The sequence below is a fragment of the Corynebacterium sp. UMB8791 genome (assembly GCF_054166365.1).
In genome coordinates this window covers 1-17,516 of record NZ_JBSZCG010000105.1, presented here as the reverse complement: position 1 = coordinate 17,516, position 17,516 = coordinate 1, and the positions used below count along the sequence as shown (strand labels likewise).

The 17,516-nt window shown below is 62.5% G+C and carries 19 protein-coding genes; 6 read left to right on the top strand and 13 right to left on the bottom strand.

Annotated elements, in window-relative coordinates; all coding sequences use genetic code 11:
- Window positions 1-81 precede the first annotated feature (81 nt).
- Entirely contained in the window at window positions 82-1,335 is a 1,254-nt protein-coding gene (locus tag ACXIUA_RS04235; protein ID WP_070975348.1) for an NYN domain-containing protein, read from the top strand.
- Window positions 1,336-1,517: 182 nt separating this feature from the next.
- Here the strand turns inward: ACXIUA_RS04235 and ACXIUA_RS04230 are convergent, their stop codons facing one another.
- Both ACXIUA_RS04230 and trxA read right to left on the bottom strand, forming a co-directional pair.
- Entirely contained in the window at window positions 1,518-2,255 is a 738-nt protein-coding gene (locus ACXIUA_RS04230; RefSeq protein ID WP_457976201.1) for a PspA/IM30 family protein, read from the bottom strand.
- The gene (gene trxA / locus ACXIUA_RS04225) at window positions 2,255-2,629 is read right to left on the bottom strand and encodes a thioredoxin (protein ID WP_070975350.1); all 375 of its coding nucleotides are present in this window, start codon (window positions 2,627-2,629) and stop codon (window positions 2,255-2,257) included. Before trxA ends, ACXIUA_RS04230 begins: the two co-directional genes overlap by 1 nt.
- 93 nt (window positions 2,630-2,722) lie before the next feature.
- Between trxA and ACXIUA_RS04220 the strand changes: the two genes are divergently transcribed.
- Window positions 2,723-2,923, top strand: a complete 201-nt coding sequence (locus ACXIUA_RS04220; protein WP_071565750.1) for a heavy-metal-associated domain-containing protein — start codon at window positions 2,723-2,725, stop codon at window positions 2,921-2,923.
- Entirely contained in the window at window positions 2,923-5,112 is a 2,190-nt protein-coding gene (locus ACXIUA_RS04215; RefSeq protein WP_457976200.1) for a heavy metal translocating P-type ATPase, read from the top strand. Before ACXIUA_RS04220 ends, ACXIUA_RS04215 begins: the two co-directional genes overlap by 1 nt.
- On the opposite strand, the gene ACXIUA_RS04210 is transcribed toward ACXIUA_RS04215, so the two are convergent.
- From ACXIUA_RS04210 to ACXIUA_RS04170, 9 genes are all read right to left on the bottom strand, one after another.
- Window positions 5,102-5,296 carry a hypothetical protein gene (locus tag ACXIUA_RS04210; protein ID WP_070361729.1) on the bottom strand — a complete coding sequence of 65 codons (195 nt, stop codon included), beginning with the start codon at window positions 5,294-5,296 and terminating at the stop codon, window positions 5,102-5,104. The genes ACXIUA_RS04215 and ACXIUA_RS04210 overlap by 11 nt on opposite strands.
- Window positions 5,297-5,425: 129 nt before the next feature.
- Window positions 5,426-6,898 carry a replicative DNA helicase gene (gene dnaB, locus ACXIUA_RS04205; protein ID WP_288857708.1) on the bottom strand — a complete coding sequence of 491 codons (1,473 nt, stop codon included), beginning with the start codon at window positions 6,896-6,898 and terminating at the stop codon, window positions 5,426-5,428.
- Between the two features lie 436 nt (window positions 6,899-7,334).
- A complete protein-coding gene (rplI, locus tag ACXIUA_RS04200) occupies window positions 7,335-7,787 on the bottom strand; it encodes a 50S ribosomal protein L9 (protein ID WP_070361727.1) in 453 nt (150 codons plus the stop codon).
- 47 nt (window positions 7,788-7,834) lie between these two features.
- Window positions 7,835-8,404: a single-stranded DNA-binding protein gene (locus ACXIUA_RS04195; protein WP_070361726.1), complete on the bottom strand. Its 570-nt coding sequence runs from the start codon at window positions 8,402-8,404 to the stop codon at window positions 7,835-7,837.
- A gap of 41 nt (window positions 8,405-8,445) precedes the next feature.
- A complete protein-coding gene (rpsF, locus tag ACXIUA_RS04190; protein WP_070361725.1) occupies window positions 8,446-8,742 on the bottom strand; it encodes a 30S ribosomal protein S6 in 297 nt (98 codons plus the stop codon).
- A gap of 136 nt (window positions 8,743-8,878) precedes the next feature.
- A complete protein-coding gene (locus tag ACXIUA_RS04185; RefSeq protein WP_071573826.1) occupies window positions 8,879-9,067 on the bottom strand; it encodes a hypothetical protein in 189 nt (62 codons plus the stop codon).
- On the bottom strand, window positions 8,995-10,509 hold the full coding sequence (locus ACXIUA_RS04180; RefSeq protein WP_457976199.1) for a glycosyltransferase family 87 protein: 1,515 nt from the start codon (window positions 10,507-10,509) through the stop codon (window positions 8,995-8,997). The genes ACXIUA_RS04185 and ACXIUA_RS04180 overlap by 73 nt, the downstream gene beginning before the upstream one ends.
- Before the next feature lie 10 nt (window positions 10,510-10,519).
- Entirely contained in the window at window positions 10,520-12,709 is a 2,190-nt protein-coding gene (locus tag ACXIUA_RS04175) for a transglycosylase domain-containing protein (RefSeq protein WP_457976198.1), read from the bottom strand.
- Window positions 12,710-12,772: 63 nt separating this feature from the next.
- A complete protein-coding gene (locus ACXIUA_RS04170) occupies window positions 12,773-13,135 on the bottom strand; it encodes a DUF5318 family protein (RefSeq protein WP_070478730.1) in 363 nt (120 codons plus the stop codon).
- A gap of 97 nt (window positions 13,136-13,232) precedes the next feature.
- Between ACXIUA_RS04170 and ACXIUA_RS04165 the strand changes: the two genes are divergently transcribed.
- The 3 genes from ACXIUA_RS04165 to ACXIUA_RS04155 are packed head-to-tail and all read left to right on the top strand — an operon-like array spanning window position 13,233 to window position 15,141.
- The gene (locus ACXIUA_RS04165) at window positions 13,233-13,682 is read left to right on the top strand and encodes a MarR family winged helix-turn-helix transcriptional regulator (RefSeq protein WP_070361721.1); all 450 of its coding nucleotides are present in this window, start codon (window positions 13,233-13,235) and stop codon (window positions 13,680-13,682) included.
- A gap of 14 nt (window positions 13,683-13,696) precedes the next feature.
- Window positions 13,697-14,656, top strand: coding sequence for a universal stress protein (locus ACXIUA_RS04160; protein WP_071573823.1), 960 nt, complete (start codon window positions 13,697-13,699; stop codon window positions 14,654-14,656).
- Between the two features lie 2 nt (window positions 14,657-14,658).
- Window positions 14,659-15,141: a hypothetical protein gene (locus ACXIUA_RS04155; protein ID WP_070478589.1), complete on the top strand. Its 483-nt coding sequence runs from the start codon at window positions 14,659-14,661 to the stop codon at window positions 15,139-15,141.
- On the opposite strand, the gene trhO is transcribed toward ACXIUA_RS04155, so the two are convergent.
- Complete coding sequence (trhO, locus tag ACXIUA_RS04150) at window positions 15,104-16,012, bottom strand: oxygen-dependent tRNA uridine(34) hydroxylase TrhO (RefSeq protein WP_070975355.1); 909 nt, start codon at window positions 16,010-16,012, stop codon at window positions 15,104-15,106. The two genes, ACXIUA_RS04155 and trhO, sit on opposite strands and share 38 nt — an antisense overlap.
- A gap of 10 nt (window positions 16,013-16,022) precedes the next feature.
- Window positions 16,023-17,516, bottom strand: coding sequence for a DUF1846 domain-containing protein (locus tag ACXIUA_RS04145; protein ID WP_457976197.1), 1,494 nt, complete (start codon window positions 17,514-17,516; stop codon window positions 16,023-16,025).

Sequence of the window (17,516 nt, the reverse complement as noted above, 5' to 3'; positions counted from 1 at the left end):
TAGCATGAGTAGGCACACAAACATATGTAGCCTTGTGATGAAAAGAATTTAACGACAATAAAGAATCGGAATTTAGGAGCCATGCTTGAACGCACACTGGTGTTCGTCGACACTTCTTACCTACTGGCGAGCTTTTACAACTCATGGGAAATCGGCGCGCGAGCACAATTAGAAATCGACTTACCCGAGGTAGTCGCCAACCTCGGAGTCATGATCAGCCACCAACTCCACCAACCCATCCACCGTCAAATGTGGTACGACGGCATCCCCGACTCCGGACCCCACCGCTACCAGCGCGCCCTGCGCTCCTGCGACGGGGTCCAACTCCGCACCGGGCAACTCATCGAATGGGGTGAACGACGCACACAGAAAGGCGTCGACACCCGACTCGTCGCAGACCTGGTGATCAACGCTACGCGTGGCCAGTTCAGCGACTTCGTCCTTGTCTCCGGCGACGCCGACATGATCCCAGGCGTCGAAGAAGCCACCAACAACGGCGTACGCGTCCACCTCTACGGATTCGGCTGGGACTCCATGTCCTCCGCCCTCCGCCACGCCTGCGACACCACCACCATCCTCGACCCACGCGAAGACTTCGCAGACTCCATGCAACTCCGCGTCCTCGAAGGGCCCCTCCCACCAAGCATCCGGGAACGCCCGATCGCCGACGCCGAACCCGTCGAAGACAACCAAGGCCCCACCGAAGTACCCGGCCTGGGACCCGACCCACTCGCTGCGCCGGAGGAGCCTGCTGCTGAGGATCCCGCTTCAGACGAGCCGGTCGATCCACCGGCCACGGAAACCCCAGTTACCCCGGCGGCCCCGCCGACCCCATCGCCTGCCGATATGCCGAAGCCCGGCCCAAAGCCTGGCCCGGTCCTCACGGAACCACCGACACCGGTCAAGTCGGCAGAGCCTGCAACACCTGCCGAGGACCCGAAGCCGGAAACCATCTCCGACGAGGATACCGACGACGTACCGGCCCCCAAACCGGCACCGAAGCCGTCGATGATGGCACCGCGCCGCAAACTCCGCTCGCGCTACGTGCCGCTTCCGGAAGAAGTCTGGACGTCCTCCGGCTTCCAAACCCCCTACGACGTGGGACAACAGTACGCAGCCTGGTGGTTCGAGAACGCCGCCTCCAGCGAGCAGCGCGACAAGGCCCACATGCTTTCCGGCGGGGGGCTACCACCGGAGATCGATAGGCCACTGCTCCAGTTCGCCTGCGAAACCCTGCACGAATACACCCTGACGGAAACCCAGCGCGTCAACCTTCGCGACGGCTTCCACTCCGGCATCCGGGGCGTACTCATCAATATTCGCCGCGAAAGCTAACACACTTTCGAGACAGCAAGGCCCCTGTCCGACACATTCAGGTCGGGCAGGGGCGTTCTTTTTGCGTTGTGCGCTGCGGTTTTTCTAAATGTGAGCAACAGGATTGTAGTAATCCCCATTTCGAACGTATTTTCGGGGATTACTACAATCCTGTTACTACAGTTTGCGGCGCTGAGGTTTTCCTAGTCCTTGTTGTCCTCGATTTCCTTCGGAGCCTCGGATGAGGATGAGGAGGACTTGCCGCCGGAAAGCTCAGCGCGGATCTGATCCAGGCGGGCGCTGGCGGCGACATCGCTGCCAGCGGACTCGATTTCGGCCATGCGGTCGGTCATGGAGGACTTGGCCAGCTCCTGCTCGCCGAGCGCCTGGGAGTAGCGGCGTTCGATCTTGTCCCGGACGCCGTCGAGGGTCGGGACGTTGTCGTTGCCACCGAACTGGTTCATGGAGTCCATGGTTGCGGTGGTCTGCTCTTGCATTTTCGCCTGGTCAAGCTGGGACTCCAGCTGGGAGACCTGGGCGAGCTGCTCCTGCAGGCGCGCCTCTGATTCCTTCTGCTTCGCTTGGGCTTCCTGCGCGGCTTGCTCGGCGGAGGCGTAGGCCTGCTTGGTTTGCTCGAGTTCCTGCTCGACGGACACCAGTTGGGTGGCGATGACCTCTGCGGCGGCGTCGTCGTTTGTTTGGAGGGCGGTTTTGGTCTTCGCCTCAAGGTCCTGCTGGGACTTCAGCAGGCGGTCCAGTTTCATGCTGAGCTGGTTGCGGTTGCCAATGATGGCGGCTGCGTGCTCAGTGATTTCTTGGTGCTGCTTCTTAGCGGCGGCGACGGCCTGCTGGATTTGCACCTTCGGGTCGGCGTTTTCGTCGATCTTGGTGTCGAAGGACTGCATCAGGTACTTCCAGCCCTTTACGAATGGGTTTGCCATTACTGTCCCTCCTGCGCGTTTTGGGCCTCGACCTGGCGGCGGACCTCGTCCATGTCGAGTGCTTTGACCTGTTCGACGAGGTCGTTGAATGCGGATTCCGGCAGGGCACCGGCTTCGCGGTAGACCATGATTCCGTCGCGGAACACCATGAGCGTCGGGATTGCCTGGATATCCAGGGCGACCGCTACTTGCTGGTATTCCTCGGTGTTGAGCTTCGCGAAGGTCACATCCGGGTGCTTCTCGGAGACCTTTTCGTAAACAGGCGCGAACTGGCGGCAGGGGCCGCACCAGGACGCCCAGCAGTCGACGATGACAATGCCCTCTCCGAGAACGGTTTCCTGGAATGTTTCCTCAGTGAGGTCGGTTGTGGCCATTAGGTAGCTCCTTTTCGTTTTTTGTTAGATTGGCAGCTATCAATGCAACACTAACAAGTGCGGGGCGATTCCCGCAGGAAGGAAGGAAATATTATGGCAACGCAAACATTCCAGGTTGAGGGCATGAGCTGTGGGCACTGCGAGCTCAGCATCCAGGAAGAGGTCGGGGAGATCCCAGGCGTGACCTCGGTGAACGCTGACCACACAACCGGCAAGGTTGTGGTTGAGGGCGCAGAGGTGAGCAGGGAGGACGTCGATAAGGCGGTTGAGGAAGCGGGGTTCAAGCTGCTCTAATGTCGAATGCACAGATAGAACTCGGCGTTTCGGGCATGACGTGTACGTCGTGCTCGTCCCGGGTGCAGCGGAAGCTGAACAAGATGGAGGGGGTCGAGGCGTCGGTAAACTTTTCGACGGAAACCGCATCCGTCGAGTACGATCCGGCGCTCGCTGACCCTGATGCGTTGATCAAAACGATTCGGAACGCGGGCTACGATGCGTTCACGTTCACCGACGCCGACGAGCCGCTTGCCGACGCCCCCTCCGAACCCGAGCGCGACACCCTCTTGTGGACCATCGTGTGGTCCGCGGTGGTGTCGCTGCCGGTGATGCTGGTGTCGATGATTCCGGCGTTACAGTTCACGTACTGGCAGTGGGCGGCGTTTGCTGCCACGACCCTGGTGTATTTCTCGGCAGGGTCGCTGTTCCACCGCAATGCCCTGTTGAACTTGCGTCACGGCAGCATGACCATGGATACGCTGATTTCCATGGGCACCACGGCCGCCTACGGGTGGTCGATCTATGCACTGTTCTTCGGCAACGCGGGCGAACCGGGCATGAGAATGCACATGAGCCTGACGCCGAACTCTGCCGGGATGGACGAAGTCTATCTGGAGACGGTGTGCGTCGTCATCACGTTCTTGCTGCTTGGGCGCTGGTTTGAGCACCGCGCGAAGGGGCGCAGCTCCGAGGCGTTACGCAACTTGCTGCACATGGGCGCGAAGGATGCGACTGTGCTGCGCGACGGCGTGGAAACGCGCGTGCCGATCGCCGACGTGAAGGTCGGCGACACGTTCGTGGTGCGCCCAGGCGAGAAGGTCGCGACGGACGGCACGGTGGTCGAGGGACGCTCGGCGATCGACGCCTCAATGCTCACCGGCGAGTCTGTTCCTGTCGACGTCAAGGAAGGCGACGACGTCACGGGCGCGACCCTGAACACGCACGGCCGACTGCTTGTGCAAGCAACACGCGTTGGTTCGGACACGACGCTCGCACAGATGGGTCAACTGGTCAAGGACGCGCAGGCAGGCAAAGCGCCGGTAGAGCGGCTGGTAGACAGGATCGCGCAGATCTTCGTCCCGACCGTGATCGCTATCTCGGCGGTATCCCTGGTGGTGCACCTCCTGTTGGACTACAGCGTGGCTGCCGCGTTTACGGCGGCGGTGGCGGTGCTGATCATCGCGTGCCCGTGCGCGCTCGGCCTGGCCACCCCGACCGCCATCCTGGTGGGTACCGGGCGCGGCGCCGAGCTGGGCTTGCTGATCCGCGGCCCGGAGATCCTGGAATCCACCCGCCAGGTGGACACTATCGTGATGGACAAGACCGGGACCGTCACCACCGGCGAAATGACCGTGGTTGACGCGAATGGCAGCAGCGACGCCCTCGCACTCGCCGCCGCCGTGGAGGCGCACTCGGAGCACCCGATCGCCCGTGCCATCACCGCTTACGTCCAGGACGCTCGCACCGAGTCCGTCACCGACTTCCGGAACGAGCCCGGCATCGGCGCCAGCGCGACCGTTGACGGCAAGCACGTCCGGGTGGGGCGCCCAACGGTTGACCTCGGCGAATACCGGGACGACTTTGAGTCCATGGAGGCGACTGGCGCGACCGTGGTCGCCGTCGAGGTCGACGGCGTGCTTGAAGGGGTTATTGCGGTGCGCGACGCCGTGAAGGAAGACTCCCGGGTGGGCGTCGAAAAGCTGAAGGAGCTGGGGCTCGAGCCGCACCTGCTCACGGGCGACAACCGCGCGACCGCGCTCGCCGTGGCGAAGGAAGTGGGTATCGACGCCGCCAACGTCACCGCCGGCGTACTCCCCGCCGACAAAGTCGAACTGGTGCGCAGCCTGCAGGACGCGGGCAAACGCGTGGCGATGATCGGTGACGGCGTGAACGACGCCGCGGCGCTCGCGCAGGCCGACCTTGGCATGGCGATGGGTGCGGGAACCGACGTGGCCATCGAGGCCTCCGACATCACCCTGATGAATAACTCGCTGGTCAGCGCCGCCGACGGCATCCGCCTGTCGCGCGCGACGCTGCGCACCATCAAAGGCAACCTGTTCTGGGCCTTTGCTTACAACGTGGTGCTCATCCCCGTGGCAGCCATCGGGCTGCTCAACCCCCTGCTCGCAGGCATAGCGATGGCATTTTCATCCGTGTTCGTGGTGACGAACTCGCTGCGGCTACGCCGCTTCCGCGCTACGCGCTAAACAGGCCGCGGAGGCGGTGCAGGACACCGCTCGGCTGGGAGGTGGCGGCCAGCTCGTCGATGCTGCGGGGGAGGTTCAGCAGCATCGTCGAATCCTGGTTCTTCGCGACGGTAATACGTTCCTCTAATTGGGCCACCGTGTGGGCGCACGCGGACGGTGCGTCGTGCATCATTCGGACAGACATTGTGACTTTTCCTTCGTTCGTAACTGTGTTAGGCCACAATGCTAGCCAGAAACGCGCAGCGTGTCATGCATGGCGAGCCAACCCTAAGCAAGGGCAGCCTTGGCTGTCCACCCCCGGACGGGTGCAGAATTAGCCGTGCGCCATGTTCACGAAGCGCGAGTAGTGCAGCTGGTGCGCAACCGGAATCGTGTCGATTGGCCCGCCGCGGTGCTTCGCCACGATGATGTCGGCTTCGCCGGCGCGCTCGTCGTCGCGGTCCTGCGAGTCCGGGCGGTAGAGCAGGAAGACCATATCGGCGTCCTGCTCCAGGGAGCCGGATTCGCGGAGGTCAGCGAGCTGCGGTTTCTTGTCCGTGCGGGCCTCGGGGCCACGGTTGAGCTGCGAAATCGCGATCACTGGTACCTCGAGCTCCTTCGCCAACAGCTTCAGGTTACGGGAGAACTCGGAGACCTCCTGCTGGCGCGACTCCACTCGCTTGCCGGAGCTCATCAGCTGCAGGTAGTCCAGCACGATCAGGTCGAGGCCCTGCTGCTGCTTCAACCGGCGCGCCTTAGAGCGGATCTCCATCATGGTGAGGTTGGGGGAGTCGTCGATAAAGAGTGGGGCGTCCTGGATCTCCTCGAGCCGACGGGTGAGCTTCTCCCAGTCCTGCTCCCCCATCTGCCCCGAGCGCATCGAGGACAGCTTGATCTCTGTTTCGGCCGAAAGCATGCGCATGATGATTTCGGACGCGCTCATTTCGAGCGAGAAAATCACTGAGGTCTTGCCCTGCTGGATTGAGCAGGAGCGCATGAAGTCGAGCGCCAGCGTCGACTTACCGACGCCCGGGCGCGCCGCGATGATGATCATCTGCCCTGCGTGCAGACCGTTGGTGAGCTTGTCCAGGTCAATGAAGCCGGTGGGCACGCCCTGCTCCAGGCCACCGCCCTGCGCGATGGCGGCCAGCTCGTCGACGGTGTCCTGCAGCAGGTCACCGAGCACCTTGTAGTCCTCGCCGGCGTTCTTGCGCGAAATTTGGAAAAGCTCCTGCTGCGCGCGGTCGACGACGGCGTCGATCTCCATGCCGTCCTCACCCTCGTAGCCGAGCTGCACCACGTGCGTACCCGCGTTGACCAGCTGGCGAAGGATCGACTTCTCTTCGACGATCTCCGCGTAGTAGCGGGCGTTTGCGGCCGTCGGCACCTCAGAGATCAGCGTGTGCAGGTACGGCGCGCCGCCGACCCGCTCGAGCTCGTTATTGCGGTCGAGCTGGCCCGCGACGACCACAGCGTCGATGTCCGAGCCGTGCGCGTACAAGTCCGTGATCGTCCTGTACACGAGCTGGTTCGCTGGGAAGTAGAAGTCTTCCGGGCGCAACGCGTCCGAAACGTCAGTGATGACGTCCTGGTTGAGCAGCATGGCGCCAAGCACGGAACGCTCCGCGCGCTCGTCGTGCGGGGGCTGGCGGTACTCCTTCAGGTCCTTGCGACCCCGGTTAAAGTTCGACGATCCGCCGTCCCACTGGCGTGGCTCCGGTGGCACCGAGGACTCCGGAGGCTCCGGTGGTGGAACGTAGTCGTCGTCAAAATCGTCGAAGCTCGCGGCACTCGAGTTCTCAGCCATGCAGCACCCTTTACCCTTTCGTGTTGCACAACAGCGTACCGGATTCCCCAGACATTCACGTACCGCCAGTTGAGTTATCCACAGGGGCTGTGAATAGTTTTCTATTGTGCCTGGGGTCTATCCACAGGGGATGTGCACAACGTGTGGAGAGTGTGTGGAAAAGCCATCGATAGCGCGCGCTACAGCGACATCTTCGCAGGTCACACCACTTTTATTCAAGACGGTACCCATTGGCACCCCCGGTGGATAACCCGCTACCAGCCGGTTTGACTAGGCGCCTTCGGTGCGCTAAATACACCGTCACATGAGGGGCACACCGCCTCGCTGTGGAGAGTTATCCACAAGCGCAGGCAGGCAAACGAAAACGGGCCCCGCTCCTCACAAGCGGGACCCGTTCTCAAGCTGTTGTCGTTGGACTACCTATCGGTAATCGTCGTTATTTGCTAACGACCTCGAAGTTCACTTTGCCTTCCACGCTGTCGTGGAGGTTCACCTTGACCTGGTATCCACCGGTCTTGGTAACAAGGCCCTTCGGTACATTGATGCGGCGCTTGTCCAGGGATGGACCGCCGGCTGCCTTGACAGCTGCTGCGATGTCGCCAGGCTTGACGGAGCCGAACAGCTTGCCCTTCTCGGAGGTACGCACTGGCACCTTCACGCCGGTCAGCTGGTCGAGCTGATCACGCAGCTCCTTTGCGTGGTCCAAGTCGCGGACCTCGCGCTCCTTCTGTACACGCTGAATATCACGGATCTGCTTCTCTGCACCGCGGGTGGCTGGGATAGCCAGGCCACGTGGGAGCAGGAAGTTACGGCCATAGCCGCCCTTGACCTCGACGATCTCGCCTGCCTCGCCAAGGTTATCAACGGCAGCGGTGAGGATCAGTTTCATGAATCCTAACCTTCCTTGAGTTGAAAATGCTTATGTGTGGGAAATGCTTAGAACGGGGGCTCGTCGTCCATCCCGCCGAATCCACCGGCAGGTGGAGCCGAATTCCACGGATCGTTTTGCGGCTGCGACTGCTGTGCCTGCTGCTGTTGCTGTGCAGGCTGCTGCGGTGCCTGACCAAACCCACCCATGTTCTGAGGCTGCTGCTGTTGCTGTTGCTGCTGTGGGCGACCGTAGCCCGAGTTGCCCTCGCGTGGCGTGCGCTGCACGTTCGCGGTGGCATACTTCAGGGACGGGCCTACCTCATCAACTTCGACCTCAAACACGGTGCGGTTTTCGCCCTCGCGGGTCTGGTAGGAGCGCTGCTTCAGGCGACCGTTGACGATAACGCGCATACCCTTGGTGAGGGACTCCGCGACGTTCTCCGCCATCTGACGCCAGCAGTTACAGGTCAAAAACAGGGCCTCGCCGTCTTCCCACTGATTCGTGTCGCGGTTGAACTGGCGTGGCGTGGAAGCGATGCGGAAGTTCGCTACCGCTGCACCACTTGGAATAAACCGCAGTTCCGGGTCCGCAACCAGGTTGCCGACGACGGTGATCGGTGTATCGCCTTGTGCCATTGTTTTGACTCCTTCGTTTCCGTGGTTCCGAAAGCCGTTCTTTACTTGTCGGTTCGCAGAACCTTGGTGCGCAGCACTGATTCGCTCAGGCTCAGCACACGATCGAGCTCTTGGACGGTATCTGCTGCGCATTCAAGATTGATGACAGCGTAGATGCCCTCTTCCTTCTTGTTGATTGGGTACGCAAGACGCTGCTTGCCCCACACATCAACGTTTTCTACCTTGCCGTTTTCCTTACGGACGATCTCGAGGAACTTGTCCAGGGACGGGGCAACGGTGCGTTCATCCTGCTGTGGATCGAGGATGATCATTACTTCGTAGTGACGCACGGACCTCATCACCTCCTATGGTCTAGATTTGAATGTTTTCGGCCGCCGCATTGTGCGGTGGCAGGAGGGTCGTTGCGTCAAGCAACCCCACCAGCGTACCCCACCCGTTACGCTGGGCAAAATACTTCTCGACGCCCCCTCCGCCCTACTGCGGATTGGGCACGGCTACGAAGACCGCGAGGATCACCGGAATGACGGTGATGAAGACAAAAGCGGCTAGCCCGTAGCCGACGGCGCGGGGGATTTCTTGACGGTTCGTCGCTACGAACGCTGCGGCGATGAAACCGAATCCGACTGCGATTGAGGCGATTCCGGTAACTGTTGCGGATCCCATGCTGGCTCCTTCCAATCTTCAGGGGTAGTCAGAAGCGGGTCGTGGCCGTTGTGTGCGGCAGCAACTTTATCCTCGCGCTTGCCAAACATCTGCTGGATAACCAGCACCATGATGGCGATGATGAGTGCGTCGCGGGAGATGATGACGGTGTCCAGCAGCGCGCCCGGGGCGCCCTTTTGGTCCTCGCCCATCATGTGCCACATCAGCACTGGCCACACCATCATGTCCACGGTCATCCAGGTCAGCAGCAGGCGCCAGTACGGCAGGGCAAGGACAGCGGGAACGATGAACCAGATGGAGTACTGGGGGCTCCACACCTTGTTGAAGAGGAGGAAGAAGCCGACGATGAGCACGAACAGTTCGGCGACGCGCGGGGTGCGCGGCGCCTTCAGGCCAAGCACGAGGACGGCTGCGCAGCCTGCGAGGAAGAGCACCAGCGTAACCGTGTTCAGGATGACGGGGGCGCCTTCGCCACTGTCGAATCCGCTCCAGCCGAAGACGCGGTTGATCACGGCGTAGATCGTGGTCCACTCCCAGCCGCGGTCGGTGTTCAGGCGGTTGAACTCGTTCCATGCCTCCGGGTTGTGCAGGTACACCGGCAGGTTCACCGCGACCCAGGTCAGAGCCGTGGTGGCAACCATCTTGAGGAAGGGCACGAAGTTCCGCTTCCGGATGGCCAACACCAGGTATGCGCCGAGGATAAACAGCGGCCACAACTTGAACGCGGTACCGGCGCCAATCAGCACGCCTGCCAGCCAGTACTTCTTATTGCGCACGGCGAGCATCGCCGCCACCACGAAAAAGATTGAGGGGATGTCCCAGTTAGTGAACAGGTGCATGATTAGCAGCGGAGAACCGACAACGAGCAGCGTGTCCCAGATTCGGTTGCCGGCAAGCTCCGCCACCATGCGCGCCGTAACCACCCAGATGGCGGCCAGGATGAGCACTGTGACGTAGAAGTACCAACCGGACTCCGACAGGATGCGCGAGACTGCGAAGTAGGTGTTGCGGGAGATGAACGCGCAGAACTGCTGGAACAGGCCGGCGAGCACCGGGTACTCCATGTAGCGAGTCAGGTCGCCCTCAACCCAGGAGAAGTCGTAGACGAAGCCCGGCTGGTCCAGGCCGCGGCCGCCGTACAGCGGCAGGATGTCGTTATAGCAAAAGGAGGTGTACTGGCGGTTGCCGTCCCAGTTGACCTGCATCACGCCGGCGTCGTCAAGCTTGCCCATCGCGCAGTTTGACTTTGAGAGCGCGCCGAGGCCGATGAAGACGTAGGCGAGCGCGAAAATGGTGCGCAGCGGCGTCCAGAACTTAGAGCGTCCAATTTGGGCAAAGCGCCCCATAGGTCCGCCGAGGAACTCAACCCAACCGCGGGCGGCGGGTTCGGTGAGGGCTGGCTGGACGCGATCCTTCGGGTCAGGCCACGTGGTTGCTGTCATCGTTGCTCCGTTATCCAAAGATATCGTTTATAACCTGGTCGATTGCGTCCTGTACCGGGTCCGGCCGCGGCGCGGGCGCCGGTGCTGGCGCCGGAGCCGGAGCCGGTGCGGGGGCTGGTGCCGCCGGCTGGCCAGGTCCGGCCTCGCCCGTCGGCGCGTTGGCGTCGGCGCTTGGCGACGCCGCATCAGCCGGAGCACCCGTGGTCGAATTACCGGAGAAGCCACCGTAGTAGCCGCCCAGGTTCACGCCGCCCGAGTAGGGGTTGACGCCCCAGTACACAGGGGATGCCTCAGGGAAGTACTCGAAGTCCTGGCCCTGCAGGAGGGAGTCCAGCACGTTCTTCCAGATCCGGCCTGGAGTGTCGGCGCCGTACATGATGCCGCCGTAGGAGTTGAAGATCGCCGAGGTGTTGTCGGCGGTACCGACCCACACGGCCACGGCGAGCTGCGGCGTCGAGCCGACGGCCCACGCATCCTTGTTCAGGCCGGTGTTACCAAACTGGGCGGTACCGGTCTTCGCGGCGGACGGGCGACCGCCTGCCAGCACGGCGTTGGAGTACGGGACGACGGACTGCATCGCCTTAATCACGTTGTCGGCGACTTGCTGGGAAACACGGCGCTCCGTGTAGCCCGGGTCGAACTCGTAGAGGACCTCGCCGTAGGCGTCGGTGACGCGCTGCACGAAGTGTGTCGGGTGCGCCAGGCCGCGGTTCGTCAACGTGGACACCGCCGTAGCCATATCGAGCACGCGGGACTGGTACTGGCCCAGCACGATGCCCTCGTAGGGCTGGCCACCGTTCTCACGCAGCGTCACCGGGATACCTGGGATGGAGCGGGCCACACCGAGGGCGTGCGCCATGTCCGCGGTGTCCTGCGTGGTGTTATCCAGGTCATCCTGAATGCGCATGAACGCGGTGTTCGAGGAGGTGCGGGTGGCATCCAGCATGGAGATCATGCCTGCGCCGCCGCCGTCCCAGTTCGTCACCACGTGGCCACCTGGCAGCGTCACAGGGGTTGCCGAGTACATCGCGTTGAGCGGGATGCCCTGCTGCAGCGCCGCGGCCAGCGCGAAGATCTTGAAGGTGGAACCGGTCTGCAGGCCTGCGTTGGCGTAGTCCCAGCCGGAGGGGTCGTCGCCGCCGTAGTAGGCGCGTACTGCGCCCGTCTTCGGGTCGATGGCCACGACGCCGGTGCGGGCGTCATCCTGCAGGTAAGACAGCTGTTCGCGGGAAATCCGCTCGACCTCTGCCTGCGAGTTCGGGTCAATCGTGGTGGTGATCTTCAAACCACGGTTGGTAAGGTCCGACTCGGAGATGCCAATGGTGGCCAGCTCCGTCATCACCTGGTTCTTAATCAGGCCGTTCGGGCCGCTGGCCTCGGTGTAGGCGGAGTAGGTCGACGGATCGCGGGTCTCCGGGTACTGCAGCCCGGCGCGCTTCGCAGGGTCGAGCTTGTTCGTCTCGACGAGCCCATCCATCACGTAGTTCCAGCGGGCCTTCGCACCGTCCGGGTTGGTCCACGGGTCAAGCTGGCTCGGCAGCTGGATGGAGGACGCAAGCACGCCGCCCTCCTCCAGCGTCAGCTCGCTGGCCGGCTTGTCGAAGAATGCGTGCGCGGCAGCCTCGATGCCGTATGCGTTGCGCCCGAAGTAGACAGTGTTCAGGTAGGCGTTGAGGATTTCTTCCTTGGTCCAAGAGTGGGTCATCTTGATGGAGTAGACGAGCTCTTTGGCCTTGCGCTCATAGGAGTGCTCATTGCCGACCAGGGCGTTCTTCACGTACTGCTGCGTAATCGTGGAGCCACCACCGGCTGATGCGTTGCCGGTAATCTGGCCGATCACGGCGCGGCCGAAACCGGTGAAGGAGAAGCCGGAATTGTCCCAGAAGTCGCGGTCCTCGGCAGCGAGGACGGCGTTTTGCACGTCAACTGGCACCTGCTCCAGCGGGATCTGAACGCGGTTGCCCTCCGGCGGCACGATGCGAGCCAGGTCGGTTTTGCCGTCGTTAAAGTAGAGGTTTGAGATCTGCGCCGTTTCGATCTCATGCGGCTCCGGAATGTTCGCCCGCTGGTAGTTCCAGATAAACCACACAGCTGGGATGCTGGCCAGCAACACCACGAGCAGGAGCATGGCTAGGACCCATTGGCCCGTCCGCGACCGGGACTTGGATGGGGTCTTGGTTTTCTCGTCTACGTTAGTCACACATTGTCCCTGTACGATCACCTACAGAATTGCTACAGCACACACTACCCGTACCGGGCGTTTTTACCGCACTGGAGTGGCGGTCCATTCTTGCAACAAGTGGTTCCAGTGGCAGTGGGGGCACACTTCCACCTTGTGCACGGTGATTGGGCCGACCTCACCCACGAGGGTGTCAATCTCGGCCTCGCTGCGTGCGGTGCCGGTGCGACGTCCAAGCTTTTCGCTGTACACCCAGCGCACTTCTCGCATGTCACGGCCGCAAATTGGGCAGTTTCTTTTCGACGCCTCTCCGTGATGTTCTGCGGCTGCGCGGAGGAGAAAGTCGGCGTCGCAAAGCTCTTCTTTGGGAATGTGCCCGGCGTGATAGGCGCGAAGGGCCGCCCGGCGTTGCCATTCGTGCGAAACTTCGTGCTGGTAGGTGAACATCGCCGCCATACTAGCGCAACAACATAGTTTCCTTCGCCTATGTATAGAATGATGCGTTGCACGTTTTGTTCGTCTCTTTTGTACAAGGCAGGTCCTTATGGCTGATCGTCCTGACCCGTTGGAGTTGGCACAGCGTATTCGCCCGGCGATGACGAGTTTGTATGTCGCGTATTTCCGAAATACGGAACGCTCCGACCTCACCGGCCCCCAGCTTTCGATCTTGCGTCGCCTCGAGGTGGAAGGGCCGAGCCGGATCAGCCATATCGCCACGTCAGAGGGCGTGCGAATGCCGACGGCCTCGAACACCATCAACCAGCTGGAGAAGCGCGGTCTAGTGCACCGCACGCGCTCCGCGGAGGACAGGCGCGGCGTGCTCGTCGACCTGACTGACCAGGGCAAACGCGAGCTGAGGCGAGTGGGCAAGGAGCGCACGCAGTACCTCGCGGATATGCTCGCCACGCTTGATGACGCCTCGCTGCAGCAGCTCGACGCCGCCACCGAGGCAATTAATACCCTGGCAGACGTCTACGCGAACCCGGAAAGCTAATACACTAGGTCGGTATGGCGCCACGATCTTTCTCTTCTGAACTAGCCCAGTCCTTTGAGTCTGAGCGCCCACTTCGAGTGCTCGTTGGTTGGGATGCTTCCAACTCGGAGGCGATCGAGTTCGCCGCCTGGCTGGGGCGGAGCTTGCCCGTGACGGTGCGGGTTGCGGCGTCGGTGTCGGGTTCGTGGACGAAGTCGCTGTCGTCGAAGAAGTACGACAAGTGGCTGCAGAAACAGCGAGACACCATCAGCGAGAAGGCCACGAAGGCGCTGAAGCACGAGTTGCCGCGTTCGCAGTGGGCGGACCCGGTGGCGCAGGTGCTGGAGCGCGGCAGCCTCGCGGAGTGCCTGTTCGAGATGGCGGACGGTTTCGAGGCTGATATTTTGCTGCTCGGCTCGAAGTCGAAGACGTCGAAGGGCCGCTTCCGGCCGACCTCCGACGCGGACGAGATGATGCACTCCTCCCCGCTTCCGCTGGGCCTGGCGCCGAAGGGCGTGCAGCTTTCGAAGAAGGGCATCACCCGCGTCACCTACTCGCTCATCGACTCTGGCGCGGTGCAGCCGAGCTTCTCCGGCCTGGCGTACGCCACCACGCTCGCCTGTCTTCTCGACGTCCCGCTGCGCATCATCGCGTTTTCCCCCAGCGAGGGCGGCGGTTTCGACGACCAGGAAGACCAGATGGAGTGGAACGAGGCCGCGCTCGGCCTGTTGGACCGCGCACGCGACTCGGCGTTTGCTGTCGCGGAACACCTCGGGCCGGAGCACACCGAGCGTCTCGACGTCTCCACCTTCGTCGCCACCGGCAAGGGTTGGAAGAAGGCCATCGACTCGGTGAAGTGGAAGAAGGGCGACATTTTGTGCCTGGGCTCGAAGTCCTCGGGCCCGCTCAAGCGCGTGTTCGTTGGCACCCGCGAGGGCGAGTTCATCCGCTTCGCCCCCGTGCCCGTCATCGTGTACCCACGAGGGAAGCACTAACCATGGCTGACGTGTTTGACCACCCCGAAAACGATCTGCATTCCGGCGCGGACCGCTTCTCCCGCGTCCGGCCGGAACCGGCCAGCTTCGACGAGCTGGCCTTAGAGCCGGACCCGTTGGAGGTCGCGCGGCGCAACAAGGCGTCGACGAAGCAGGCGATCACGCTTGCGGTGGTGACGGTGCTTGGCACGCTGCTGTTCGCGTGGGCACTCGCCGCCGTCGCCCGCGTGCAGGGCGGCCCCCTGTGCGAGGCTGGGGACGCGACGTGGCTGTGCACCGAGTCGTGGCGGACGTGGTGGGCCGTCGTCACCTCGATTCCGCCGGTGGCGGGCCTGCTCACCTGCGCGGTGCTGATGGTGCGCAAGCTCAACCGCTACGAGCGCTGGATCCCCTGGATGGGCGTGTTCTGGCTGCCCATCGTGCCGTTCACCATGTGGTGGCTGACGGTCACGATTGGGATGCTGGCGCTTGATGCGACGCACTAGCGCAATCAGCGCAGTACGGGTTCTCCTCCCGGCAGGCCTCGCAGCTTAAGTACTGGTGGCGGCACTCCGGCTCGTTCGCGCAGTTATAGAACATGTTCGACGGCGCCCCGCAGTGCACGCAGTGGCCCAGCTGCACGTAATCCGGATCATTCTCCGGGCCGAACTCAGTGTGCATCCGCTTATCAAACACGTACAGCGAGCCCTCCCACAGGCCCGAGTTGCCGTACTTCTCGCCGTAGCGGACGATGCCGCCGTCGATCTGGTAGACCTCCTCGAAGCCGCGGTTCTTCATCAGGCTGGACAGGATCTCGCAGCGGATACCGCCGGTGCAATAAGAGATGACTGGCTTGTCCTTCATCCAGTCGTACTTGCCGCTCTCCAGCTCCTTGATGAAGTCGTGGGTGGTTTCCACGTCCGGGACCACGGCGTTCTTAAACTTGCCGATCTCAGCCTCGCGGGCGTTGCGGCCGTCGAAAAACACAACATCCGGGTTGTTGGCCACCAACTCGTTGACCTCCTCCGGCTTCAGGTGTGTGCCGCCCCCGACGACACCGTGCTCGTCGACCTTCAGCTCGCCCGGCGCGCCGAACGCCACGATCTCATCGCGCGCCTTGACCGACAGCTTCGGGAAGTCCTCCGCTCCGCCCTCAGACCACTTGAACTCGATGCCCCGGAAATACTCCTTCGTCTTCTTCACGTAGGTCTTGCAGGCCTTGATGTCGCCGCCGACGGTGCCGTTGATGCCGTCCTTGGAGATCAGGATGCGGCCGGTCAGTCCCAGGCCCTCGCAGAGGTCGCGCTGCCAGAGGCGTACCGCGTCCGGGTCCGCGATGGGCTGGAACTTGTAATACAGGAGGATCTTGCTCGTCATGCCCACGAGTTTAGCGCTTGTGGTAGAGGCCCTTCTTCCAGTACTTCGGCTCCGAGGTCACTAGCACGCCCAGGTTACGGAAAATGCCCTCGTCGACGGACCCGAGGATGGTGCTGGTGTGCGCGTCGCAGCCACGCAGGTTCTTCAGCTGCTCCAGCGCCGCCGCCGCATCACTGCTTGTCGACGCCGACACCGACAACGCAATGAGCACCTCATCAGTATGCAACCGTGGGTTCACGGACCCGAGGTGGCGCGTCTTCAGCGTCTGGATCGGCTCGATGGAATCCGGCGACAGGAGGTGGACGGAGTCGTCGATCCCCGCGAGCACCTTCAGCGCGTTGAGCAGCACCGCCGCCGACGGGCCCAACAGGTCCGTGGTCTTGCCGGTCACGATGGTGCCGTCCGGCAGCTCCAGCGCAGCGCCCGGCGAGCCGGTGGTTTGTGCGACCTCCAGGGCCGGAGCGACCACCACGCGGTCCTGCGGGGTCACCTCCGCCTTGCGCATGATGTTCAGGATCCGGTCGGAGACGGTGTGGTCGGAGTCGTCGCGGCGCTCGTCCACGAGCGTCTTGTAGTAGCGGCGCACGATCTCCTGCTTCGCGGCGTGGCGGCAGGCGGCGTCATCACTGATGCAGTAGCCGGCCATGTTCACACCCATGTCCGTCGGTGACTGGTACGGCTCCTCCCCCGTCACCTCACGCAGCAGCGCCTTGAGCAGCGGGAACACCTCAATATCACGGTTGTAGCTGGTGACGGTCTCCCCGTAAGCATCCAGGTGGTATTGGTCGATCACGTTGACGTCATCAAGGTCGGCCGTCGCGGCCTCGTAGGCCAGGTTCACCGGGTGCGACAGCGGCAGGTTCCAGATGGGGAACGTCTCAAACTTGGCGTAGCCAGCGTTAATACCGCGGCGGTGCTCGTGGTAGATCTGGCTCAGGCACGTGGCCAGCTTGCCGGAGCCCGGGCCCGGCGCCGTCATCACGATCAGGTCGCGGGTCGTCTCCACGTACTCGTTGCGGCCGAAGCCCTCCTCGGACACGATGCGCTGCGTATCGTGCGGGTACCCGGCAATCATGTAGTGGCGCGACACCGTCAACCCCAGACGCTGCAGCCTCTCAATGAACGCCTCCACCAGCGGGTTCTCACCCTCCAGCTGGGTCACCACCACATTTTCGACGAGGAACCCGCGCTCCCGGAACACATCCACGAGGCGCAACACGTCCTCCTCGTAAGAAATCCCGAGGTCCGCCCGCATCTTCTGACGCACCACGTCACCCGCGTTAAACGCGATCACGATCTCGACCTCATCCTTGATGCGGTCCAACATCGCAATCTTGTTATCCGGCGTAAACCCCGGCAGAACGCGGGAGGCATGATTGTCGTCGAAGAGCTTGCCACCCATCTCTAGGTAGAGCTTTCCCCCAATTGCTTTTCGCCGGGCCGAAATGTGCTCCGACTGCATCGCAATGTACTTATCCCGATCAAATCCAACGCTATATGGCAT